25 protein-coding genes are annotated in these 23,769 nt (G+C 64.7%); 9 read left to right on the top strand and 16 right to left on the bottom strand.

Going from position 1 to position 23,769, the window contains the following annotated elements; all coding sequences use genetic code 11:
* Positions 1–3 precede the first annotated feature (3 nt).
* The 10 genes from odhB to U1702_RS09945 all read right to left on the bottom strand — a co-directional run bounded on the left by odhB (position 4) and on the right by U1702_RS09945 (position 10,451).
* The gene (gene odhB, locus U1702_RS09990; RefSeq protein WP_332723952.1) at positions 4–1,272 is read right to left on the bottom strand and encodes a 2-oxoglutarate dehydrogenase complex dihydrolipoyllysine-residue succinyltransferase; all 1,269 of its coding nucleotides are present in this window, start codon (positions 1,270–1,272) and stop codon (positions 4–6) included.
* A gap of 27 nt (positions 1,273–1,299) precedes the next feature.
* A complete protein-coding gene (locus tag U1702_RS09985) occupies positions 1,300–4,260 on the bottom strand; it encodes a 2-oxoglutarate dehydrogenase E1 component (protein ID WP_332723950.1) in 2,961 nt (986 codons plus the stop codon).
* A 105-nt stretch (positions 4,261–4,365) separates the two neighbouring features.
* On the bottom strand, positions 4,366–5,250 hold the full coding sequence (gene sucD, locus U1702_RS09980; RefSeq protein WP_332723948.1) for a succinate--CoA ligase subunit alpha: 885 nt from the start codon (positions 5,248–5,250) through the stop codon (positions 4,366–4,368).
* Positions 5,251–5,823 (bottom strand): hypothetical protein, encoded by a 573-nt coding sequence (locus U1702_RS09975; RefSeq protein WP_332723946.1) that lies wholly within the window; start codon positions 5,821–5,823, stop codon positions 5,251–5,253.
* A complete protein-coding gene (locus U1702_RS09970) occupies positions 5,820–6,395 on the bottom strand; it encodes a hypothetical protein (RefSeq protein ID WP_332723944.1) in 576 nt (191 codons plus the stop codon). Before U1702_RS09970 ends, U1702_RS09975 begins: the two co-directional genes overlap by 4 nt.
* Positions 6,396–6,434: 39 nt before the next feature.
* On the bottom strand, positions 6,435–7,397 hold the full coding sequence (gene mdh, locus U1702_RS09965; RefSeq protein WP_332723942.1) for a malate dehydrogenase: 963 nt from the start codon (positions 7,395–7,397) through the stop codon (positions 6,435–6,437).
* 280 nt (positions 7,398–7,677) lie between these two features.
* Entirely contained in the window at positions 7,678–8,790 is a 1,113-nt protein-coding gene (zapE, locus tag U1702_RS09960) for a cell division protein ZapE (RefSeq protein ID WP_332723940.1), read from the bottom strand.
* A complete protein-coding gene (locus U1702_RS09955; protein WP_332723938.1) occupies positions 8,787–9,245 on the bottom strand; it encodes a PaaI family thioesterase in 459 nt (152 codons plus the stop codon). Before U1702_RS09955 ends, zapE begins: the two co-directional genes overlap by 4 nt.
* On the bottom strand, positions 9,238–10,020 hold the full coding sequence (locus U1702_RS09950) for a succinate dehydrogenase iron-sulfur subunit (RefSeq protein WP_332723936.1): 783 nt from the start codon (positions 10,018–10,020) through the stop codon (positions 9,238–9,240). The genes U1702_RS09955 and U1702_RS09950 overlap by 8 nt, the downstream gene beginning before the upstream one ends.
* A gap of 95 nt (positions 10,021–10,115) precedes the next feature.
* Positions 10,116–10,451 carry an ArsR/SmtB family transcription factor gene (locus tag U1702_RS09945; RefSeq protein WP_332723934.1) on the bottom strand — a complete coding sequence of 112 codons (336 nt, stop codon included), beginning with the start codon at positions 10,449–10,451 and terminating at the stop codon, positions 10,116–10,118.
* Between the two features lie 109 nt (positions 10,452–10,560).
* Between U1702_RS09945 and U1702_RS09940 the strand changes: the two genes are divergently transcribed.
* A complete protein-coding gene (locus U1702_RS09940; RefSeq protein ID WP_332723932.1) occupies positions 10,561–11,304 on the top strand; it encodes an SDR family NAD(P)-dependent oxidoreductase in 744 nt (247 codons plus the stop codon).
* Here the strand turns inward: U1702_RS09940 and U1702_RS09935 are convergent.
* Both U1702_RS09935 and U1702_RS09930 read right to left on the bottom strand, forming a co-directional pair.
* The gene (locus U1702_RS09935; protein ID WP_332723930.1) at positions 11,301–11,876 is read right to left on the bottom strand and encodes an ATP-dependent Clp protease proteolytic subunit; all 576 of its coding nucleotides are present in this window, start codon (positions 11,874–11,876) and stop codon (positions 11,301–11,303) included. The two genes, U1702_RS09940 and U1702_RS09935, sit on opposite strands and share 4 nt — an antisense overlap.
* Positions 11,877–11,911: 35 nt before the next feature.
* On the bottom strand, positions 11,912–12,901 hold the full coding sequence (locus U1702_RS09930) for a C13 family peptidase (protein ID WP_332723928.1): 990 nt from the start codon (positions 12,899–12,901) through the stop codon (positions 11,912–11,914).
* A 100-nt stretch (positions 12,902–13,001) separates the two neighbouring features.
* Between U1702_RS09930 and U1702_RS09925 the strand changes: the two genes are divergently transcribed.
* Complete coding sequence (locus U1702_RS09925; protein WP_332723926.1) at positions 13,002–13,244, top strand: type II toxin-antitoxin system ParD family antitoxin; 243 nt, start codon at positions 13,002–13,004, stop codon at positions 13,242–13,244.
* A complete protein-coding gene (locus U1702_RS09920) occupies positions 13,241–13,540 on the top strand; it encodes a type II toxin-antitoxin system RelE/ParE family toxin (protein ID WP_332723924.1) in 300 nt (99 codons plus the stop codon). Before U1702_RS09925 ends, U1702_RS09920 begins: the two co-directional genes overlap by 4 nt.
* A gap of 381 nt (positions 13,541–13,921) precedes the next feature.
* On the opposite strand, the gene sdhA is transcribed toward U1702_RS09920, so the two are convergent.
* From sdhA to sdhC, 3 genes are read right to left on the bottom strand one after another with little or no spacing between them, the layout of a single operon-like run.
* On the bottom strand, positions 13,922–15,736 hold the full coding sequence (gene sdhA, locus U1702_RS09915) for a succinate dehydrogenase flavoprotein subunit (RefSeq protein WP_332723922.1): 1,815 nt from the start codon (positions 15,734–15,736) through the stop codon (positions 13,922–13,924).
* Entirely contained in the window at positions 15,736–16,131 is a 396-nt protein-coding gene (gene sdhD, locus U1702_RS09910) for a succinate dehydrogenase, hydrophobic membrane anchor protein (RefSeq protein ID WP_332723921.1), read from the bottom strand. Before sdhD ends, sdhA begins: the two co-directional genes overlap by 1 nt.
* A complete protein-coding gene (gene sdhC / locus U1702_RS09905; protein WP_332723919.1) occupies positions 16,131–16,595 on the bottom strand; it encodes a succinate dehydrogenase, cytochrome b556 subunit in 465 nt (154 codons plus the stop codon). Before sdhC ends, sdhD begins: the two co-directional genes overlap by 1 nt.
* A gap of 199 nt (positions 16,596–16,794) precedes the next feature.
* Here sdhC and U1702_RS09900 point away from each other — a divergent pair, with 199 nt between their 5' ends.
* From U1702_RS09900 to U1702_RS09880, 5 genes are read left to right on the top strand one after another with little or no spacing between them, the layout of a single operon-like run.
* Positions 16,795–18,120 (top strand): methyl-accepting chemotaxis protein, encoded by a 1,326-nt coding sequence (locus tag U1702_RS09900; RefSeq protein WP_332723917.1) that lies wholly within the window; start codon positions 16,795–16,797, stop codon positions 18,118–18,120.
* Between the two features lie 15 nt (positions 18,121–18,135).
* On the top strand, positions 18,136–19,512 hold the full coding sequence (locus U1702_RS09895) for a methyl-accepting chemotaxis protein (RefSeq protein ID WP_332723915.1): 1,377 nt from the start codon (positions 18,136–18,138) through the stop codon (positions 19,510–19,512).
* Between the two features lie 38 nt (positions 19,513–19,550).
* The gene (locus tag U1702_RS09890) at positions 19,551–20,252 is read left to right on the top strand and encodes an SDR family NAD(P)-dependent oxidoreductase (protein WP_332723913.1); all 702 of its coding nucleotides are present in this window, start codon (positions 19,551–19,553) and stop codon (positions 20,250–20,252) included.
* The gene (gene bla, locus U1702_RS09885) at positions 20,242–21,102 is read left to right on the top strand and encodes a subclass B3 metallo-beta-lactamase (protein WP_332723912.1); all 861 of its coding nucleotides are present in this window, start codon (positions 20,242–20,244) and stop codon (positions 21,100–21,102) included. Before U1702_RS09890 ends, bla begins: the two co-directional genes overlap by 11 nt.
* Positions 21,099–22,073: a 50S ribosomal protein L11 methyltransferase gene (locus U1702_RS09880; protein WP_332723910.1), complete on the top strand. Its 975-nt coding sequence runs from the start codon at positions 21,099–21,101 to the stop codon at positions 22,071–22,073. Before bla ends, U1702_RS09880 begins: the two co-directional genes overlap by 4 nt.
* Here U1702_RS09880 and phhA read toward each other — a convergent pair whose 3' ends face one another.
* Positions 22,074–22,961: a phenylalanine 4-monooxygenase gene (gene phhA, locus U1702_RS09875; protein WP_332723908.1), complete on the bottom strand. Its 888-nt coding sequence runs from the start codon at positions 22,959–22,961 to the stop codon at positions 22,074–22,076.
* A gap of 85 nt (positions 22,962–23,046) precedes the next feature.
* On the opposite strand from phhA, the gene U1702_RS09870 reads away from it, so the two are divergent.
* Complete coding sequence (locus tag U1702_RS09870) at positions 23,047–23,769, top strand: esterase/lipase family protein (RefSeq protein WP_332723906.1); 723 nt, start codon at positions 23,047–23,049, stop codon at positions 23,767–23,769.

Here is a 23,769-nt window from a genome sequence, read left to right as displayed (position 1 = left end):
TCCTTACAGATCGATCAACAACCGCGTCGGATCCTCGATCGCGTTCTTGAGCGCCACCAGGAACGTCACTGCCTCGCGGCCATCAACCATGCGGTGGTCATAGGACAGCGCCAAATACATCATCGGGCGGATGACGATCTGGCCATCGCGGACGACGGCGCGGTCCTCGATGCGGTGGAGGCCGAGGACGGCGCTCTGCGGCGGGTTGATGATGGGGGTGGAGAGCAGCGAACCGAACACGCCGCCGTTGGAGATGGTGAAGGTGCCGCCCTTCATTTCTTCCATCTTCAGCGTGCCGTCCTTGGCGCGCTTGCCGAAGTCGCCGATGGTCTTTTCGATCTGCGCGACGCTCATGCGGTCGGCGTCGCGGATGACCGGGACGACCAGGCCTTGGGGCGCGCTGACCGCGACCGAGATGTCGGCATAATCGTGATAGACGATTTCCTCACCGTCGATCTGCGCGTTGACGCCGGGAATGTCCTTCAGCGCCATGCATGCGGCCTTCACGAAGAAGCCCATGAAGCCGAGGCGCACGCCGTGCTTCTTCTCGAACAGGTCCTTGTATTTGGTCCGCGCCTCGATGACGGCGGTCATGTCGACATCGTTGAAGGTGGTGAGGAGGGCGGCGGTGTTCTGTGCGTCCTTGAGCCGCTTGGCCACGGTCTGGCGCAGGCGGGTCATGCGGACGCGCTCTTCCTTGCGGTCGCCGGTGGTTGCGGGTGCGGCGGCAGGGGCAGGCGCGGCGGCGGGTGCGGCGGTGGGTTTGGCCGAAGCGGCGGCGACGACATCGTCCTTGGTGATGCGGCCGTCGCGGCCCGAGCCGGTGATCGTCGCGGGATCGACGCCATGCTCCAGGATCGCGCGGCGGACCGATGGCGACAGCGCAGCGGCCTCGACATTTGCGGCAGGTTCGGCGGGTGCCTGTTGTGCCGGAGCGGCGGGAGCAGCAGGCGCTTCAGCAGCAGGCGCTTCAGCAGCAGGCGCTTCAGCAGCAGGCGCGGCGGCGGCAGGAGCCGGCGCGGCGGCAGCGCCGCTGCCCGCGTCGATCGTGCCGATCATCGCGCCGACATTGACGGTGTCGCCGACCTTCACGGCATGAGCTCCCATGACGCCCGCGGCGGGCGCGCCGACTTCGACCGTGACCTTGTCGGTCTCAAGGCTGGCGACCGGTTCGTCGGCGGCAACGGCGTCGCCTGGCTGCTTGAGCCATTCGCCCAGGGTCGCTTCGGTGATTGATTCGCCCAGTACGGGGACGAGGATTTCAGTAGCCATATTCATATCCTTCCTGGGGGTCAGGATTTATGCGCCGGCCTTGCCAGCGGTCTTTTGATCTTCGGTCTTGCGTGCGCGGCGGATTTCCTCGCGCACATTATGGCCCAACGCATCAGCGACGAGTGCGCCCTGTTCGGCCTGATGGCGTTTCATCAGACCGGTCGCGGGCGATGCCGATGCGGTGCGACCGGCATAGCGTGGACGCTGTGGCTTGATGCCCGCTTCGGCCATGCAGCCCTCGATAAAGGATTCGACGAAGAACCAGTAGCCGCCGTTTTTCGGCTCTTCCTGTGCCCACACCACCTCTTCGACATTGGTCATGCGCTTCAGGCGATTGACCAATGGCTCGCCCGGGAAGGGGTAGAGCTGTTCGATGCGGACGATCGCGGTATCCGTGTCGCCCGCCGCGTTGCGTGCTTCGATCAGGTCGTATGCGACCTTGCCGGTACACAGCACCAAACGCTTGACGTCCTTGTCCTTTGGCGCGGACGGGTCGGACAGGATACGCATGAAATGCGTGTCGCCCTGAAACTCCGCCGCGCTCGATACCGCCATCTTGTGCCGCAGCAGCGATTTCGGCGTCATGATGACGAGGGGCTTGCGGAAATTGCGGTGCATCTGGCGGCGCAACAGGTGGAAATAATTGGCCGGGGTGGTGCAGTTGGCGACCTGCATATTGTCCCCTGCGCAGCTTTGCAGGAAGCGTTCGGGGCGCGCGGACGAATGCTCCGGACCCTGACCTTCATAGCCGTGCGGCAACAGCATCACCAGGCCGTTGGCCCGCAGCCATTTGGCTTCGCCCGACGAGATGAACTGGTCGATCATGATCTGTGCGCCGTTGACGAAATCGCCGAACTGCGCCTCCCACAGGACGAGGCTTTTGGGGTCGGCCAGCGCATAGCCGTACTCGAAGCCGAGCACGCCATATTCGGAGAGCGGTGAATCCAGCACCTCGAACCGGCCATGCGGGATTTCGCCCAGCGGCACATATTTGCGCTCGGTCGTCTGATCGACCCACACCGCGTGGCGCTGGCTGAACGTGCCGCGGCCCGAATCCTGGCCCGACAGGCGGACGCCATAGCCTTCGGACAGCAACGCGCCGAATGCCAGTGCCTCGCCGGTCGCCCAGTCGAAATTCTCGCCCGATTTGAACATCGCCGCCTTGGCATCCAGCACGCGGTTCAGCGTCTTGTGAACGGTCAGGTCGGCGGGAACGCTGGTCAGCGTGCGGCCGAGGCTGTCGAACAGTTTCTTGTCGATGCCGGTTTCGATGTTGCGGCGCGCGGTTTCGGGGTCGAGCGGCGCGCCAAGTCCGGTCCAGCGCCCACCAAACCAGTCGGCCTTGTTCGCCTTGTACGTCGCGCCCGCCGCGAATTCCTCTTCGAGGTGCGCGGTAAACTCGGCGACGTGGCTGGCGGCAAACCCGTCGTCGATCACGCCCTCTGCCACCAGCCGTTTGGCGTAGATTTCGCTGACGCCGGGATGGCCCTTGATCTTGGCGTACATCAACGGCTGCGTGAACGAAGGCTCGTCGCCCTCATTATGGCCGAAGCGGCGATAGCACCACATGTCGATGACGACATCGCGGTGGAAGCGCTGACGGTACTCGATCGCCATCTTGCAGGCGAAGGTCACGGCTTCGGGATCGTCGCCATTGACGTGGAAGACGGGGGCCATGACGCCCTTCGCCACGTCGGACGGATATGGCGACGAGCGCGCGAATTGCGGCGAAGTAGTGAAGCCCACCTGATTGTTGATGATGAAGTGGACGCAACCGCCGGTATTGTAACCGCGGATGCCGGAGAAGCCGAGGCACTCCCACACGATACCCTGACCGGCAAACGCGGCGTCGCCGTGCAGCAGCACGGGCAAGACCTGCTCATGCTTTTCCAGATCGTTGCGGTTGGTCTGTTGCGCGCGCACCTTGCCGAGGACGACGGGGTCGGCGGCCTCGAGATGCGAGGGGTTGGCGACCAGCGACATGTGCACGCTGATGCCGTCGAACTCACGATCGGTGCTGGTGCCGAGATGGTACTTCACATCGCCCGACCCGCCGATATCGTCGGGGTTGGCGGAGCCGCCCGCGAATTCGTGGAAGATCACCTTGTACGGCTTCGACATCACCGTTGCGAGCATGTTGAGGCGGCCGCGATGCGCCATGCCATAGACGATCTCTCGCACACCCATCGCGCCGCCGTACTTGATGATGGCTTCCATCGCCGGGATCATCGATTCGCCGCCGTCGAGGCCGAAACGCTTCGTGCCGACATATTTGCGGCCGCAGAAGCGTTCCCACTGTTCGGCCTCGATCACCTTGCTCAGGATAGCCTTTTTGCCCTCGGGGCTGAACTCGATCGCCTTGTCCTTGCCTTCCATCCGGTCCTGAAGGAAGCGGCGTTCCTCCACATCGGCGATGTGCATATATTCAAGGCCGACATTGCCGCAATAATTGCGGCGCAGGATCGTGACGATCTCACGCACGCTGCCCTTTTCGAGGCCAAGCGTGCCGCCAAGATAGATCGGGCGGTCGAGATCGGCGTCGGTGAAGCCGTGATATTCGGGTGTCAGGTCGGCGGGCAGTTCCTGCTTCGACAGCCCGAGCGGATCGAGGTTGGCGGCCAGATGGCCGCGCACGCGATAGGTGCGGATGAGCAGCATCGCGCGGATCGAATCGTTCGCGGCGCGCGCGATGTCCGCGCCGGAAGCGGCGGGGGCAGCGGCGGGCGCGGCACCCGGCTTCGCGGGCTTCGGCGCGGGCTCCATCTGCGTGGGGTCGAGCGCGGCGGTCAGCGCGTCGGTGTCGCTGAGCGGCCAGGCCGGGTTCGCCCAGCTGGGGCCGGAGACGGTGCCTTCGAGGCCGTCGAACCACTCGCGCCAGCCGGATTCGACCGATGCGGGATCGGCCTTCCACTTGGCGTACAGCGTCTCGACGAACGCCGGGCTTACGCCACCGGCGATCTCAGCGAAATCCAGGCTCTCGATGCCCATTGCTTCTCTTCTTTCCTCGTCACCCCAGCGCAAGCTGGGGTCTTTCGCCTCCAGCGTCGCGCTCGCGGCTGGAGACCCCAGCTTGCGCTGGGGTGACGGCTGAAATCAGCCCTTCAACACCTCGACCAGCGTCGAGCCAAGCTCGCTCGGCGATTGCGAGACGCGGATGCCCGCTGCCTCCATCGCCGCGATCTTGCTCTCTGCATCGCCCTTGCCGCCTGACACGATCGCACCGGCATGGCCCATGCGGCGGCCCGGAGGCGCCGTGCGGCCAGCGATGAAACCGGCCATCGGCTTCTTGCGACCGCGCTTGGCTTCGTCGATCAGGAACTGGGCGGCCTGCTCCTCGGCGTCGCCGCCGATTTCGCCAATCATGATGATCGACTGGGTCGCGTCGTCAGCCAGGAACAGTTCGAGCACGTCGATGAAGTTGGTGCCGTTGACCGGATCGCCGCCGATGCCGACGGCGGTGGTCTGGCCAAGCCCTGCGTTGGTGGTCTGGAACACGGCTTCATAGGTAAGCGTGCCGGAGCGGCTTACAACGCCGACCGAACCCTTGGAGAAGATGCTGCCGGGCATGATGCCGATCTTGCACTCTCCGGGAGTCAGTACGCCGGGGCAGTTCGGGCCGATCAGGCGCGACTTGGAGCCGGACAGCGCGCGCTTGACCTTGACCATGTCGAGCACCGGAATGCCCTCGGTGATGGCGACGATCAGCGGGACTTGGGCGTCGATCGCCTCCAGGATCGAGTCGGCGGCGAAGGGCGGCGGGACATAGATCACGCTGGCGGTCGCGCCGGTTACGCGCACGGCTTCGTCGACGGTGTTGAACACCGGCAGGCCGATATGCTCGCTGCCGCCCTTGCCCGGGGTCACGCCGCCGACCATCTGGGTGCCATAAGCCAGCGCCTGTTGCGTGTGGAAGGTGCCGGTTTCACCGGTCATCCCCTGTGTGATGACCCGTGTATTGCGGTCGATCAGAATCGACATTCAGAACCCTCCGATTGATTGCGAGACCAGGACGAGGCCCTGGATGCCGTATGCGGTGCCGAGCGGATTGTCGCGCGGCACATAGGTGATTTCGAGCGTGACGCCGTCTTTCCACGGCTCCCACAATCGCTTGGTCGCGTTGCCAGCGGCCGAGGTGCCGGTCGGCGGCTTGCCAACCCAGCTGTCGAGCGTTTCGCGCGCCGGTGCGGCAGGGGCGTCGAGGTCATAAGCGCGACAGCCATTACCCCAATAGCCTTCCTTGGCGACGAAGCGGCTGGTGACGAGATAGACATCGCGCCCGTCGAAACGCTGGCGAAAGGTCTGGCCGGTCATCGTCGAGTCCGGCTCTTCCTTCTTCACCGCGTCGCGGCCCAGCATGACGATTTTTGCTATGCGAGGGTCGGCCTGCGCTTCAGCGACCTCCGTCCAGCCCGCAGCAACCGCCGCCTTCCCGACGCCGTCGAAGTTGCGGACGTCGTAGCAGGCTGCCTTGAAGGCATCGAGCAACGGCGATGCCACCGCAGCCGACGGGGTCAACAGCGCGAGCGCGAGCAGAAGGCCGGGCCGGTTCATCCGCCACTCCGTGAAAATGCGGTCAAAATCCGTCCGCTATAGCCAAGCGTGCGGGCTTCGCGCGAACGCGGCGCGATGAAGCGCGCCTCCGCCCATATGCCCGGCTTCCAGCTATGCGCCCAGTAGCGCCGCGCAGTCGCCCCGCGACCTTCGACCTTGTCGGGCTTCGATCCGATTGCGCGAGCGAGCAGCGCGGGATCGAGCGGGGTGCGGGCGTCGAGGTCGAGCAGGATGCACCGGTTTGGCTTGGCCGAATTGCCGCCATAGCTTTGGGTCGTAAGCAGCATGTAGATCGTGCGCGGCCCGTCGGTGCGCATGAACGGCGCGATCGACAGCTTGCTGTCGGTGCCTGCTTCCTGCTTCAGCGCCGCCACGATCCGCCGAACCCGCGCGTCCGACATCCGATATTCGGGCGGAAAGCCCGCCATGCCCCAGCCGGTGACGGTCGCCATGTTCGCGCTGGCATTATATTGGCCGACGCGGTCGCACCCTTCCACAAAGCGCGCCAGTAACTGCGCGTCCGGGGACGGCGCGGTTGCTGTGGCTTGCAGAAGAAGTGCGGCGAGGATCATGTCGTCTCCACGATGCCCGGTGTCGCCACCGGAGCGGGATCAGCCCAGCGAGCTGTCGATGGCCTTGCACGCAACCAGCAGTTCCTTGACCGCGTCGACCGAGACGGCGAGGTTGGCTTTGGCCTCGTCGTTCAACTTGATTTCGACCACCTTTTCGACGCCGCCCGCGCCGATGATGACGGGGACGCCCACGTAAAGGTCGTCGATGCCATATTGGCCGGTCAAATGTGCAGCCGCAGGGATGACTCGCTTCTGGTCATACAGATAGGCTTCGGCCATCGCGATGCCGCTGGTGGCGGGGGCGTAATAGGCCGAGCCGGTCTTGAGCAGCGCGACGATCTCACCGCCGCCCGAACGGGTGCGCTGAACGATCGCGTCGATGCGCTCCTGCGTCGAAAAGCCCATTTCGATCAGGTCGGGGACGGGGATACCACTGACGGTCGAATATTCGATGACCGGGACCATCGTGTCGCCGTGACCGCCGAGGACGAACGAGGTGACGTCCTTGACCGAAACCTTGAACTCGTCCGCCAGGAAGTGGCTGAAACGGCTGGAGTCCAGCACGCCGGCCATGCCGACGACCTTCTGGTGCGGCAGGCCGGAAAATTCGCGCAGCGCCCACACCATCGCGTCGAGCGGATTGGTGATGCAGATGACGAAGGCGTCCGGCGCGTTGGCGGCGATGCCCTCGCCGACAGCCTTCATGACCTTCAGATTGATGCCCAGCAGGTCGTCGCGGCTCATGCCCGGCTTGCGCGCGACACCGGCAGTGACGATGATGACGTCCGCGCCCGCAATGTCGGCATAATCGTTGGTGCCGGTGATCGTGGCGTCGAAACCCTCTACGGGTGAGCACTGGCTAAGGTCGAGCGCCTTGCCCTGCGGAACGCCCTCGACCACGTCGAACAGGACGATGTCGCCAAGCCCCTTGAGCGCGGCGAGATGAGCGAGCGTGCCGCCGATATTGCCTGCGCCGATGAGTGCGATCTTCTTGCGGGCCACTATAACCTCCCTGGAAATTATCGTTGGGCGGCGCGGTAAAGTCATGCGGGCCGCAGGGGAACGGCCCGCGCCTTAGGCCGTTTGGCAAGGCGCGGCAACCGTCGAATTGGCGCTGTCAAGGAAATCTTTGCGGTTGCGAATTAGTTGCAATAATGAGGGTGATTGGCTTATCTCTCGTCGCCCCGGCCTTGAGCCGGGGTCCCGCTTATGGGTGCCGTCGAAGAAGCGGGATCCCGGCTCAAGGCCGGGATGACGATGGGGTGTGAAGCGACTTGGTCGTTCAAGCCTCGTGGCCATGCCCCAGCGCCAGATAGTCCTCCGACTGCATTTCCATCAGCCGTGAAACCGTGCGCTCGAATTCGAACTTGCCGTCGCCCGCTGCATAGAGGTCGATCGGTGCGGCATCGGCCATCGCCAGCAGCTTGACCTTATGCTCGTAGAGCGCGTCGATCAGGGTGACGAAGCGCGCGGCTTCGTTGCGGTTTTCGGGGCCGAGGCGGGGGATGCCGACGATGATGACGGTGTGATAGCGCCGCGCGATGGCGAGGTAATCCGCCGCGCCGCGCGCCTCGCCGCACAGTCGCTTGAACGAGAAGACAGCGACACCCTTCAGCGACTTGGGAACGTGGAGCGTGCGGCCCTGTACCGGCAAATCCTCCTCGGGCACATGCTCGCGGTCTTCGGGTGGATAATCGGTGAGGCGGAAGAAGGCGGCGGAGAGCGCGGCGGTGTTGGCGGGGCTGTTGGGGACCAGCCAGGTGGTCATGTCGCCGAGCCGGTCGCGGCGGTAGTCGACCGGGCCGTTCAAGGGCAGGATGTCGAGCTTGTCCTTCAACAGCGCAATGAACGGCAGGAAACTGTCGCGTTGCAGCCCGTCCTTGTAGAGATCGTCCGGCGGACGGTTCGACGTAGCGACGACCGTCAGACCATGTTCCATCATTGCGGTGAACAGGCGCGAGAGGATCATCGCGTCGGCGGCGTTGTTGATGACCATCTCGTCGAACGCAAGCAGGCGCAGATTTTCGCTAAGCGCTTTGGCGACCGGTGGGATCGGGTCGCCCGCTTCCTTCTTGCGCTCCACCGCCAGCGCCGCGTGAACTTCGATCATGAATTCGTGGAAATGGACGCGGCGTTTGCGGTCGATCTTCACCGCGCCGAAGAACAAATCCATCAGCATCGATTTGCCGCGCCCGACCCCGCCCCACAGATAGATGCCGGTGGGGGCGGCGGGCGTGCGGTTGGTCAGCCGCCACAGCACGCTGCCCTTGCGTGGCCCCTGTTCCAGTTCGCGGGCAAGCTGGTCGAGCCGGTGCGCGGCGGCGGCCTGATCCGGGTCACGGCGCAGCTCGCCCCCGGCGACCAGCGCGTCGTAGCGGGCGAGGACCTGGGTCATTTGGTCGTGTTCTTGCGCACCGTGCCGGAGAAGCTGGCGAGCACATTATCGTCCTGCTTCACCAGCCCACGCAGGAACAGCATGCGGCCCGTCTCCCGCAGCAATTCGACTTCGGCGATGACCGGCTGACCGATGGTGGAGGTGCCGATGAACTGCGCCGACAGGTCGAGCGTGACCGCCGCCCCTGCGGTCAACACGCCAAAGGTGCGCGCGGCGGCGAACAACGCGGCATCCATGAAGCCCAGCAACGCACCGCCATGCATCGAATCGGCAAGGTTGGAATGCCGCCGCTCCGGCACCATGCGGACCAGCGCGCGGTCGCCGTCGAGCCGGGTATGGATCGCCCCCAGAAACGCATTGAAGCGCGTATCGTCACGCAGCGCCCAGCGTTTCCAGCCGGACAGATCCGGATCGTCGCCATAGCTGAAATGCGTTTCGGTCGTCGTTTCAGACAATCCGTTCGGCTTCCATCTTCTTGATCTCCGCGATCGCCTTGGCCGGGCTTAGCCCTTTCGGACAAACGTTCGCACAGTTCATGATGGTGTGGCAGCGATAGAGCCGGAACGGGTCTTCCAGCTCGTCGAGCCGCTCACCGGTCATCTCGTCGCGGCTGTCCGCCAGCCAGCGATAGGCCTGCAACAGGATTGCGGGGCCAAGGAAACGGTCGCTGTTCCACCAGTAACTGGGGCAGCTGGTCGAGCAGCACGCGCACAGGATGCATTCGTACATCCCGTCAAGCTTCGCGCGATCCTCGGGCGATTGCAGCCGTTCCTTGCCCGACGGCGGCGGGCTGACGGTTTTCAGCCAGGGCTGGATCGAGGAGTATTGCGCGTAGAAATGGGTGAAATCGGGGACCAGATCCTTGATAACGTCCATCGCGGGCAATGGCGTGATGCGGATCGCGCCCCTCATATCCTCGATCGCGGTGGTGCAGGCGAGGCCGTTCTTGCCGTCCATGTTCATCGAGCACGACCCGCAAATCCCCTCACGGCACGAACGGCGGAAGGTCAGGCTGGGGTCGATCTCCGACTTGATCTTGATAAGGGCGTCGAGGACCATCGGCCCGCAATCGTCCAAATCGATCGTGAAATTGTCGTAGCGCGGGTTCTGGCCCGAATCGGGGTCGTAGCGATAGATGGTGAAGGTGCGCGCACGCTTTGCACCCGCCGGGGCCGGATGGGTCTTGCCCTTCTTGATCTTGCTGTTCTTCGGCAGGACGAAATCGGCCATCTTCAACCCCGTATCAGTTCCAGCGGAGCGACGACCCGCTCCCGTTTGCCGGTCAGATACATAAGGGCGGGGGCTGCTGCAAACAGAAGCAGCAATCAGGCAGGGCGCGCGCCGCCGCATTGCTGGGCCAGCACGCTGTCGAGCAAGCCGGGAAAACGCGCGTCGAATGCTTCGCGGCGCAGGCTGTTCAGCCCGTCGCGGCCGCTCTGCACCGTTTCGATAAGGCCCGCCTCGCGCAGGATGCGCAGATGGTTGGACAAGGTGCTTTTGGGCACTGCTTCGCCGGGACAGGCGGTGGTGCAGTTCATCGCCGCACCCATTGCAAGCCGCGCGACGATGCCCAGCCGCACGGGGTCGCCCAGTGCATGTAGCACGGCGGTCAGCGGGACATCGTCGAGCCGGGGATGAGAAAAGCGTGCCACGAAAGGCATATAGGAACACGGCCGTAAGTTTAATAGTTCGGGATTATTGAACTATATTTGTGGCCTCCCCAATTGACGGTGGGCCGGACAGGATCCGGCGCAATTCACGGATTTCGACATGACTTATGGATTAAACGGCAAACGCGCTCTGGTGACCGGCGGCTCGCGCGGCATTGGCGCTGCGATCGCAAAGCGGCTGGCGGCGGAGGGTGCGGACGTCGCAATTACCTATGCTGCCAATCGTGAGGCAGCGGACGCGACGGTCGCGGCGATCGAGGCGGCGGGTGGGCGCGGTTACCGGGTTCAGGCGAACGCCGCCGATGTCGATGCGCAACAGGCCGGGGTCGCGGCGGCAATCGACGCGCTGGGCGGGTTGGATATTCTGGTCCACAATGCCGGGGTCGCGGACGTGAAGCCGATCGGCGAGGACACGATCGAGAATTTTCGGCACCAGTTCGGCACCAATGTCGATGGCGTGTTCGCCGGCACGCTGGCGGCGGTGCCGCGGATCAGCGATGGCGGGCGGATCATCGTAATCGGCAGTATCTCCTCACACTTTACGCCGGCCCAAGGGTTCGCGGTTTATAACGCGACCAAGGCGGCGGTGGCGCAACTGGTCGGTGGATGGGCGCGCGACCTGGCGCCGCGCGGCATCCTAGTCAACACGGTGCAGCCGGGGCCGATCGACACCGACATGAACCCGGCGGATGGCGATATGGCAAAGCTGTTCACGTCGCAGATCGCGCTGGGCCGTTATGGCCGGGGTGACGAGGTCGCCGCGCTGGTCGCATTCCTCGCCAGTGATGAGGCATCGTTCATCACGGGCGCGCGGATCGATATCGATGGCGGGCTTTCGCTCTAGATAACGTCGAGGACGAGGCCCAGTTCGCGGGCCTCGTCCGCCTCGATATACCAGTTGGACGAGGCGCGCTGCTGTACCTCGTCAAAGGTGATTTTGGATCCGGCGATCAGGTCGCGGAAGCCTTCTTCCTCGATCCGCACCGACTCCTCGATCTCGTGCAGCTTCGCCTTCAGGCTGGAGGTCAGCGATTTGAGCGGGCCGGCAAGATGGATGTCGGAGGTGAGGTTGCGCTCGTGGATCATGATGCGGGTGCCGCGGGTCAGGAAGCGTTTGTCGATCGGGAAGTGCGCCATGAAGGTCGCCCCGGCGGAATAGACCGCGACCTTGCCCAGGAACAGGATTTCGCGCCCCTCGAACTCGCGGATCAGGCGGATTTCGTCGCCCATCAGTCGCGCGATTTCGGGATCGCCGCCCAGCGTGCAGATTGCCACGACCAAACTGCCGTCGTGCGGCGCGGCGGCGAGCTGTTTGCGGAAGCTGTCGTACATGGCGTGATCGACGGTACCCGACAGATGGACGTGCGGGCGGGCGAGCAGCGGGTAGCGGATGCTGTTGTGAGTCGTTTCGGTCATGTGCGCGGCAACCCGCCGATGGCGCGGAGGTTCCGTCAGCGTTGCAACGCGCCAAGGCTGTCGATCGAGGGTTTGCCGACCGGCTGCGTCGCAGCCTTGGGCATGCGCGCCTCCAGTGGCTTGAGCCAGTTTTCCACGGATACCCCGAAACTTTGCTGGGGGAGCGAGGGTGTGAGATTGCCCTGTTTCTCCCACCCGTCGATCAGCGCGACGGCTTCGTTGGTGGCTTTTTCGAGCGGCTGGGGCTTTCGCAGCGCGCGGTTGATGAGCGCATCGCCGAAAAAGGTCCAGTCATTCTCCGCCATGCAGCCGAAAGACGAGCGGTCGGACCCCGCAGCGCTGACGATCGCGGTTTCCGGGCCGGACAGGACGGGGACGAACACGCCCGAATAGCACGCGCTGACGATGAGCAGACGGCGATGGATGCCGAGATCGTCGAGGATGCGGGCAAGGCGATTGGGCGAAATCGCGCCGAACCCTTCATTGCCGTCATTATAGACGATGCCGAACGGCGCGCCGTGGCTGGTGGTGTAGAGGACGAGCACGTCCTCCTTGGGGTCCATGACTTCGGCGATGCGGGCGAGTGCGGCCTCGAAATTGACGGGCGAACCCATCGGCAACGGGCTGGGGGCGGAGCCGTCGGTGCCGCCGAGGGTGAGCGTGCGGCCGGCGGCGTCGTAGCGGCGGGCGAGAACCTTGGCGGCCTCGCGCGCCTCCCGCCCGAATACGGGGTCGCTGTCGAGCGCGACCGACAGGACATAGGCATCGACAATCCCCTTGCGCTGTGGGGCGAGGGTGGCGAGCGCTCTGGTCAGGCGGCGATGTTCGGCGAGGGCGTGGCGGACCGGGCGGTCCCGCTCGATCTGGGTGCCGCCATCGGCCTGCTGCGCGACCTCCTCCGGTGTGGAGCGCGCGATGCCGGGCGGGGCGGGGGCGGTGTGTTTGGGCGGGGTATAGGGCTGTTGCTGCGCCGACGCCGGGAGGAGCGTGAGAATCGCGGCGAATGGAAGCAGCGAACGGCGCATTGATTCCCCCGGTGATGTGTGCGGAAGGTGGGGCGGTGGGGGGAGGCACGTCAAGCATTAAGGGATTTGCGACCGTTACCAGATTTTGGTAACATTAGGCATGGCTAGCAAGAACACCTCCGTTGCACTCGGCGAGCATTTTACGGCGTTCACCGCCGAGCAGGTCGAGTCGGGACGCTATGGCTCCGCGAGTGAGGTTATCCGCGCGGGTCTGCGATTACTGGAGAGCGAGGAGCAGAAACTGGCCGCGTTGCGTGAGGCAATTCGCGTGGGGGATGAAAGCGGCCCGGCGACACCGTTCGACATGCGGGCGTGGATCGCAGACCGGTATCCGAGCGCTTGAAACGCCGGATCGATATTCGACCGGAGGCGCATAAGGATTTGCGTACGATTGCCGACTACACAGACGCGCGTTGGGGCCAGGCGCAGTCGCAGCTATATCTCGGCGCGATCGCCGATGCGCTGGACCGGATCGCGGAACTGCCGGAAACGGAAAGCGATCGGTCCGATGTGTCGCCGGGTTTGCGCAAGTGGCGATCCGGTGAGCATAGCATCTATTACCGCGTGATTGATGAAGCGGTGGTCATCTCACGTATCGTTCACAGGCGGATGGACGTGGGCGGGATAGACTGGGCCTAAGGTCTCAAGCCCTCGCTAGGATGTCGCTGACGGATTCGCTGTAGCTGGCGGCCTCACAGCAATTGTACCGTCGTCGGCAATATCTTCTAAAATCCAAATCCTCGCTTCGAGATAGGGATCGTGCCCGCAAGTGATTACCGAACCAATTCCTCGCTGGTTGATGACAGTAGCGAGATAAGGCGTTGATCGTGTGCGAGTGGAGAAAACTACCTTCTCGGCGGTCGATAAACCAGTCGCGTTCCACAAGTCTTGGACGGAGGCTTGCACCCGCTCAACTGACCGTCGCGGGTCAATCACAAGCAAGGGATAAACGCGCCCCGTCCACTCGTGCTGCCAACCTCTCTCATAAACCAACCAAGCGCGTCTTGGTCGGGCCATGCCTCAATAAACCCGCTTCTTCGGCTTGATATACTCCACGTCGTCCGTGAGCGTGTAATCATGCACCGGGCGGAAGCCCAACGATACGCCGCCGCCCTTGCCGCCCCAGCCGTCGAACGTCGCGGTGGTGTGCTGCATCCAGTTGGCGTCGTCGCGGTCCGGGAAATCCTCGTGCATGTGTGCGCCGCGTGATTCCTTGCGGTTTTCGGCGCCCTTGATCGTCACGACGGCCTGACCGATCAGATTGTCGAGTTCCAGCGTTTCGACCAGATCGGTGTTCCAGATCAGCGAGCGGTCGGTGACCTGGACATCCTGGAAACTCTGATAGATCGCATCCATCTTCGTCGCGCCTTCGGCCAGCAGCGCGGTGTCGCGGAACACGGCGCAGTGCTTCTGCATCGTCTTTTGCATGTCCGCACGGATTTGCGCAGTGGGCGTTGCGCCCTTGGCGTTGCGGAAATGGTCGAGGCGGGTCAGGGCGAATTCCTCCGACCCCTTGGGCAGCGGATTGTGCGGCGTGCCGGGCTTGAGCGTCTCTTTGAGGCGCAGGCCGGTGGCACGGCCGAATACGACCAGGTCGATCAGGCTGTTCGAGCCGAGCCGGTTGGCACCGTGGACCGACACGCATGCCGCTTCGCCGACCGCGAACAGGCCGGGGACGACCGAATCCGGGTTGCCATCGCGCAACTGCACGACTTCGCCATGATAATTGGTCGGGATGCCGCCCATATTGTAATGAACGGTCGGCGTGACCGGCAGCGGCTGGCGCGTCAGGTCGACGCCCGCGAAGATCTTGCCGGTCTCGGTGATGCCGGGCAGGCGCTCGGCCAGCACCTTCGGGTCGATATGGTCGAGGTGGAGATAGATGTAATCGCCGTCCTTGCCGACGCCGCGCCCCTCGCGCATTTCCGCCGCCATCGAGCGGGCGACGACGTCGCGTGACGCCAGATCCTTGGCCGACGGGGCGTAGCGCTCCATGAAGCGCTCACCTTCGGAGTTGGTGAGATAGCCGCCTTCGCCGCGCGCACCCTCGGTAATCAGCACGCCTGCGCCGTAGATGCCGGTGGGGTGGAACTGGACGAACTCCATGTCCTGCAATGCCAGTCCCGCGCGCAGCACCATGCCGTTACCGTCGCCGGTGCAGGTGTGGGCGCTGGTCGCCGACTGGTACACGCGACCGCCGCCGCCGGTGGCGAGCACCACCGAATGGCTGCGGAAACGGTGGATGCTGCCATCCTCCATGCACAGCGCGATCACGCCCCGGCAGGCACCATTTTCCATGATGAGATCGAGCGCAAAATACTCGACATAGAAGTCGGCGTCATACTTCAGGCTCTGTTGATAGAGCGCGTGGAGCATCGCGTGGCCGGTGCGGTCGGCGGCGGCGCAGGTGCGCTGGACCGGGGGGCCTTCGCCCATATTCTGCATATGGCCGCCGAACGGGCGCTGATAGATCGTGCCATTGTCGTTGCGGCTGAACGGCACGCCGGCATGTTCGAGCTCGATCACGGCGGCGGGCGCTTCGCGCACCATATATTCGATCGCGTCTTGGTCGCCGAGCCAGTCCGATCCCTTGACGGTGTCGAACATGTGCCAGGTCCAGTGATCCGGCGAATTGTTGCCGAGCGAGGCGGCGATGCCGCCCTGTGCCGCCACGGTGTGGCTGCGCGTCGGGAACACTTTGGTGATGCACGCGGTCTTCAGACCGGCCTCGGCGCAACCCATCGTCGCACGCAGGCCCGAACCGCCCGCGCCCACGACCACGGCATCATAGCTGTGGTCGATGATCTTGTAGGCGCCAGAAGAACTTGTGGTCATCAGGCGGCGGCTCCGGTGGTCACGGTGAACGCGATCTTGAGGATCGAGAAGATGGCAAAGACCGCTGCCGCGATGGCGAAGAAATTCACCAGCGTCATCAGCACGACGCGGGTCTCGTCATGCTGATAATCCTCGATCACCACTTGCAGGCCGAGGCGCAAATGGGTGAACACGCTGATGACCAGCAGGATCATCGGAACGGCGGCGATCGGCGCCGACAGCCACGCCTGAACCGTCTCATAGCCAAGGTCCGGCAGGCGAACGAGGCTGACCACCAGCCAAAGCATGAGTGCCAAGTTGGACCCCGCCGTCAGCCGTTGAGTCACCCAGTGGTGCGTGCCCTCATGCGCCGCGCCCAGGCCGCGCACGCGGCCGATGCTGGTTCCGTCGCCCATTATTTCTTCTCCACCGCGATCGGCGCTGGCGTCGCAGCCGGCGCGATCAGGTCGCCATAAGTGATATAGCCCCACAACGCCGCCGTGAGCAGCACCGAGACCACCATCGTCAGCACCGCGAAGCGCTTGTTGGTTTCCAGCTCGTAACCCGCGCCCGCATCCAGGAAGAAATGGCGGATGCCGGTCATCATGTGCTGGAAGAAGCTGAGCGTCAGGCCAATGCCGAGGATATAGCCGGCGATATTGGGTGCGCCGCTTTCGACCGTCAGCAGGTCGAGGAACCCGGCATAGGCCGTCTCGCCCGCCGCCAGCGCGCCCAGCCACCACAGGAATATGGCGGCACCGACGGTCGCCATCCCGCTGCCGGTGACGCGGTGAAGGATCGAGACGAGCATGTGCGGCCCCCATTTCCACACCTGAAGGTGCGGCGAGAGCGGACGATCGGTGTTGCGGGCCGTGGCCAATGTGGTTCCCCTGACGGTTTGCGGGCCTAATGAGACAGGTGGGCACACGATGCAAGTGGATCGGCACTGGCTAACGCACTCTTAATACCTGTCCCGGTAGCGTGAGGCTGAGGTGGATCGCGCGGGCGCTTCACCGCACAGGGGGACTTTATACGTGACGCGAGCGGCGACGCCCAAGGATATGCCCGTTGCGGGTACGATGAGCGCAAGGATCGATATCGCGGCACGGCTGCGCATCTTCGACTTCGACGGATCGCTCGACCGGTTGAGCCGCGATGTGTGGACGATGCTGGAACCCGAGATTCGCGCGATTTCCGAGGCCTATTGGCAGCAATGGCTGCGCTGCTTCGCCGACGAGCGCAATTGGGCGACCGACGACACGCAGAAGATGATCGATGTCGGCGTGGTGTTCCTGCGCAATCGTTTCCTCGACACGCGCGGGCGGGCCTGGGTCGAATCGATCGAGCGGTCGATCGCCGCCGCCTATGCCGCCGACGTCGAGCCGATGGCATTGCTGTCGATGATCAACGCCAGCGACCGGGCCGCGCTTGAGGTGCTGGTGCGCCGGGTCGAGGCGGGCGAGCCACGGCTGCCCGCGCTGATCGACACGTTGATGCGGCTGTCCGCGCTGGAAAGCGATATCACCGTCGAAATCTATAATCTGTACCGCGAACATAGCGCCCAGGTGGCGCGGGACCGGCTGTCGGGTGAGTTCCGCGAGTCGATCGGCCGGTCGGTCGAACAGGCATCGAGCGAAGGCCAGGCATTGCGTGCACAGGCGGCGCATACGTCGGCAGCCGCCCGCGGCATGCTGGGCAAGGCGAGCGAAGTCGCCGCAGCGGCCGAGCAGAGTGCGGTTGCGATGCGCGAGGCGGCGCACACCGCCGCCGGGCTGATCCGCGCGATCGAGGATGCCCGGACCGAGGTCGAAGCCGCCGCCGGGATTGCGACGCGCGCGTCGAGCCAGGCGAGCGAGGCGGTGGTGATGAGCGAGATGCTGAGCGATCATGCCAAGTCGATCGAATCGATCCTGGGCCTGATCCGCGACATCGCCGGACAGACCAATTTGCTGGCGCTGAACGCGACGATCGAGGCGGCGCGGGCGGGCGATGCCGGACGCGGGTTCGCGGTGGTGGCACAGGAGGTGAAGAGCCTCGCCAACCAAACCGCACGCGCAACCGACGATATCGCCGCCAAGATCGCGGCGATCCAGTCCGCGACCAAGGGGACGGTGGATACCAACGCATCGATCCGCGACACCGTGCGGGAGGTTCAGGCCAGCGCAGACCGCATCCGCATTGCGATGGAGGTTCAGGCACAGACCGTGACCGCAATCACGGCGGCGGTCGACGAGACCGCGCTCGCCGCCGATTCGATGTCGGCGACGATCGGCGCGATCCGCGAGGATACCGAAACCGTCGCCAGCGAAATCGACCGGGTCGGGCAGGGCTTTGCCGCGCTCGACGGGCAATTGGGAACATTAAAGAACAGCGCGGGCGAATTCGTCGCCAAGGTCGCTGCGTAATGGAGAGGATCATTCATGGCGGAGACTGCCCGAGCTGAACGCGCGGTCGGCCAGTGGAGCATCAACGATCGCCCGCTGATCGATCGAGTCCGCGACTATGACTGGGACGGCGCGATCGCACCGGGCTGCGCGGAGATTTCCGCGTTGATCGATGACGATTTCGAGCTGATCTCGACTGGCTTCTGGTCGCATTATCTGAGTCTGCCTTCGACCGCGCATATCCGTGACTATTTCACGGGTGAGCGCATGGCCGAGCAGATTCGCGCCAGTACCGGCTATATGGCGGCGAAGTTTCGGCGGCCGCTGGACGATGCATGGCTGAAAATGGCGTCGAAACATGCCGACGATGCGCACCGCGCCCGCATCCCGCTGTCGGCTTTGCTGGCCGGGTTCGCCTATGCGCATAGCTGCACCTATCGGATATTGGAGGAGCGGCTGAAGGGCGATTCGGCGACGCTGGGGCGGCTGGGCGATGTGTCGCAGCGCATGTCGATGCTCGAATCCGATTTCATGGCGTCGCAGCTGGGGGCGCGCGATGCCGATCTGGCGGCGCGCGACCGGCGTGAACGGTTTTCGCGGTTTCGTGCCGATATCGCCGGGACGATCGAGGCGACCAGCGCACGCGGCGCGCGGGTGCGGTTGCAGGCACAGGGTGCGGCGGGTTCGGCACGGGGCATGCTGGGCAAGACCAGCGAAGTCGCCGCCGCCGCCGAACAGAGCGCGTTGGCGATGCGCGAGGCGGCGCATACTGCCGCCGGCTTGATCCGCGCGATCGACGATGCACGGACACAAGTTGAGGCGGCGGCTGAGATTGCGACGCGCGCATCCGATCAGGCGGGCGACGCGGTGACGATCAGCGAGATGCTGAGCGATCACGCCAAGTCGATCGAATCGATCCTGGGCCTGATCCGCGACATTGCCGGACAGACCAATCTGCTCGCGCTGAACGCGACGATCGAGGCGGCGCGTGCGGGTGACGCCGGGCGCGGCTTCGCCGTGGTGGCGCAGGAGGTGAAAAGCCTTGCAAACCAGACGGCGCGCGCGACCGACGATATCGCGTCAAAGATCGCCGTGATCCAGTCGGCGACGCGGCGCACGGTCGAAACCAATGCTTCGATCCGCGACACCGTGCTGGAGGTGCAGACCAGCGCCGACCGCATCCGCATTGCGATGGAGATGCAGGCGCAGACGGTCACCGCGATCACGGCGGCGGTGGACGAGACCGCACTGGCCGCCGATTCGATGTCGGCGACGATCGGCGCGGTACGCGAAGATACCAAGAGCGTGGCGGACGAGATCGACTCGCTGGAGCGCGAGTTCGGCGAGATCGACGAACAGCTGACCCAGCTGAACGAGACCACGACGGTGTTTTCGTCGGAGATTGCCGCCTGACCGTTGCCGTTTAGGGGCATGGACCCTAGTCGGTGGCAATGACCACGAACATTCTCGTCACCGGCAGCAGCCGGGGTATCGGCGCCGCCATTTTGCAAGCATTCGACCGCCCCGATGTGAACGCGGTGGGGCAGGGGACGCGGTTCGGTATTCCGGCCGACTTCACCGATCCGGCGGCCCCGCGGGCGCTGTGGGACGCAGCGCTGGCCGCGCTGGACGGTCGCATCGACGTGCTGGTCAACAATGCCGGGGTGTTCGAGGCGGCACCGATCGAGCTGGACGACGACGAATGGGTTGCCGCGTGGGAGCGCACGATGCGCATCAACCTGACCGCCGCCGCCGAACTGTCGCGCTTTGCGGTGAAGCACTGGCAGGGTCGCGGGGCCGGGGGGCGGCTGGTCAACATCGCCAGCCGTGCCGCCTATCGCGGCGACAGCCCGGCGCACTGGCATTATGCCGCGTCGAAGGCGGGGATGGTCGGCATGACCAAGAGCATCGCGCGCGGCTATGCGAAGGACGGCATTTTGGCCTTTGCGATCTGTCCCGGCTTTACGATGACCGGGATGGCGGACGATTATCTGGAGAGCCGGGGTGGCGACAAATTGCTGGCCGACATCCCGCTGGGGCGCGTGGCCCACCCCGAAGAGGTCGCGGTGATGGCGCGTTTCTGCGCGCTGGAGGCGCCGGCGTCGATGACCGGCGCGGTGCTCGACGTGAACGGAGCCAGCTATGTTCGTTGAAGCGGCGGCTGCGTTTTTGATGCTGCTTGGCGCGCCGGATAGCGGACAGCGTGCGCTGGCGGCGGCGTGTGCGGAGAAGGACGGCTGGAGCGATCCCGCACCGCCCGCGCGTATTCATGGCCAGACTTGGTATGTCGGGACCTGCGGCATCACCGTGTTGCTGATCGCCACGCCGAGCGGCCATGTGCTGATCGACGGCGCGACGGAGAAGGCGGCCCCCTATGTGCTCGCCAACATCCGCAAGCTGGGTTTCGATCCCAGGGACGTGAAGCTGATCCTGAGCACGCACGAGCATGACGACCATGTCGCGGGCCTCGCTGCGTTGAAGGCGGCGACCGGTGCACGGGTGCTGGCGCGGGCGGCGGCGCGGCGCGCGCTGGAGTCCGGTCGTGTCGATGCCGACGATCCGCAGGCGGCGATCGCGTCGCGCTTTCCCGGCGTAAAGGTCGATCGCATCGTCGCCGATGGTGAGGTGGTTCGGCTCGGCAAGCACGGCTTCACGGCAATCGCCACACCCGGCCACACATCTGGCGGCACCAGCTGGAGCTGGCGGTCGTGCGAGAAGCGCGAATGTTTGCGGATCGTGTTTGCCGACAGCCTGAACGCGGTGTCCGCCGACGATTACCGGTTCAGCGCCAATCCGAAGCGCGCCGCCATGTTCCGGGGGAGCTTCGTCAAGGTCGCGGCGCTCGACTGCGGATTGCTGCTGACCGGTCACCCCGGCGGCAGCGACATGTTCGAGCGTTTCGCAGGCAAACAGAAGGTGGCCGATCGCGGGGCGTGCGAGGCTTATGCGGCTGGGGCCGCGAAACGGTTGGATGCGCGACTGGCAAAGGAAACGGGACGATGAGTTCGTGGAAAGTCACCCTGCCGTGCACGCGTGACGAGGCGGAGGCGATCGATTTTGAGGGGGCGGACCTGCTCGCGCTGAACCCGTCGCCGGTGCTGCTCACCAGCGAGACAATCCCTGACGATGTGACGAGCTGGCAGCTGGAGGCCTATTTCGAGGGCAAGCCCAACAGCGGCGCGGTCGCGGCGGTGCAGGGGCTGGTGCCGAGTAGCGCGGGGGTGCGCGCCAAGGTCGAGAAGATCCGCGACGCGGACTGGGTGACGATGAGCCAGGCCGGGATCGAGCCGGTCCGTGCCGGGCGGTTTTACGTGCACACCGAAACCAACAAGGGTGCCGTGCCGCCGGACGCGCGGGCGTTCCGCATCGACGCGGGCCTCGCGTTCGGCACGGGGACGCATGAGACCACTGCCGGATGCCTGATGACGCTGGATGCGTTGCGGGTGTCTGGGGCGAAATACCGCAATCTGCTGGACCTCGGTACCGGAACCGGGCTGCTGGCGTTTGCCGCGATGCATTTGTGGCCGCGCGCCTTTGCCACCGCGTCGGACATCGATCCGCGATCGATCGAGGTGACGGCCCAGAATGCGCGGATCAACGGGGTTGCGCTGGGGAGCGGCGCGGGGGAACTCGCGCTGGCGGCGGCACCGGGGCTGGAACATCCGCTGCTGATCGTCAACGCGCCCTATGACCTCATTATCGCCAACATCCTGGCCGGACCACTGGTCGAACTGGCCCCCGGCGTGGCGATGGCGCTTGCCGAGGGCGGGACGCTGATCGTCGCCGGGTTGCTGAAGGGGCAGGCGGAGACCGTGGCGACGGCCTATCGGCGACAGGGGCTGCGGCTTGCCGGGCAGATCGACAATGGTGCGTGGCCGACGCTGCGGCTGGTCAAGCGGCGGCGATACGGTGCGGACCGCGTGACGCGCGGGCGCGGCGGGAAAGGCGAGGCACCGGGATTCGGCAGCTGGTAATTATCCCTCTCCCAATGGGAGAGGAATTTTGCCCAGCGCATATTCCTGCGTGCCACGGGTAATCATCCGGTCACCTTCGACGATCGTCGCCACCGGAATATCCGGTTGCGCCAAAATCTCCGCATAAAGCGGGGCAAAGTCGGTCTCGACGGTCGCGCGCAGCAGTTCCTCGAAATCGGGGATGACGAAGTAATTCTGCTGAAAATCGTCGATCCGGTATTCGGTGCGCATCACGCGCTTCAGATCGAAGCCGATGCGGTTGGGGCTGTCGCTGTCCAGCGCGAAACGGCTTTCGCCAAAGCTGGAGACGATGCCCGAGCCGTAGATGCGCAGGTCCCCGGCTTCCTCGATCAGGCCGAATTCGACCGTGTACCAGTAGAGCCGCGAGAGCTGTTTGAGCGCACCCAGTTCCATCGCGCGACCGCCGCCGCGACCATAGGCCTCCATATAATCGGCGAACACCGGGTCGGCGAGCATGGGGACATGGCCGAACACGTCGTGAAAAACATCCGGTTCTTGCAAATAATCGAGCTGGTCCGGGCGGCGAATGAAATTGCCCGCGACGAAGCGGCGATTGGCCATATGGTCGAAGAACACGTCATCGGGGACGAGGCCGGGGACGGCGACGACTTGCCAGCCGGTGAGCTTCATCAGCCGTTCGGACAGCTCCTCGAAATTCGGGATGCCGGATTCGGACAGCTTCAGCTGATCGAGCCCGCGCAGATAGGCCTGCGACGCGCGGCCGGGGAGCAATTTTACCTGACGTTCGTAGAGTGTGTCCCACACCGCATGTTCCTCACGCGTGAACGCTTCCCAATTTTGCGGGATCGTCCAGTCAGGCGCGGAGCCTTCGGGTGGGCGGTCGAGGACGTGGCTATCGTTACTCATGTAACGATCATAACATGACGGCGGTGTGACGGGAAATGGGGTGACATTTCGAAATCCCACACCATTTCTTTTGTAGAGTGATGCAATGGCTTTGAACCCCGACGCGAAGGCGCCCCCCAAATCGGTGATGATGGCTGAATGGCCGCGTGCGGCGTGGAGCTTGGGCAGCTTGCCCTTCGCCTGGCGCGAGTTGATGACCGCGCCGCGCGGCGACGGGCGGCCGGTGCTGCTGCTGCCTGGCCTCGTCAATGGCGACATGTCGAACATCGTGATGCGGCATTATCTCGAGTCGCTCGGCTATCGCGCGTTCAAATGGGAATTGGGCGCGAATCTGGGGCCGCGCTCGATCGGAGTCGAAGGTGAGCGGCTGTTCGAGCGGATCGCGGCGATTTACGAGGCGACCGGCGAGCCGGTGACGCTGATCGGGGTAAGCCTGGGCGGGATCATGGCGCGCGTCGCAGCACACCGGCACCCCGAATGGGTGCGCGAGGTGATTACCGTCAGCTCGCCCTTTGCCGGACTGCCACAGGCGACGAATGTGTGGCGTGTGTTCGAGTTTGCGTGCGGCCAGCGGTCGGACGATCCGGCAGTGCGCGCATTTCTGGAGGAGGCGTCGTCGCCGCTCCCGGTCCCCGCGACCGCGATCTGGAGCCGCAGCGACGGGCTGGTCAATGGCGAGTGCTGCCACGAGGAGGACTGTGAAAGCGCCCGCTCGATCGAGGTCAATAGCGGGCATTTATGGGTGCAGATGAAGCCCGAGGTGTTGCGCGCGATTGCCGACACGCTGGGGCGCGATACGACGGGGTAG

This window comes from Sphingomonas sp. LT1P40, from assembly GCF_036663835.1.
Classification (GTDB): domain Bacteria; phylum Pseudomonadota; class Alphaproteobacteria; order Sphingomonadales; family Sphingomonadaceae; genus Sphingomonas.
This window is presented reverse-complemented; position numbering and strand designations above follow the sequence as displayed.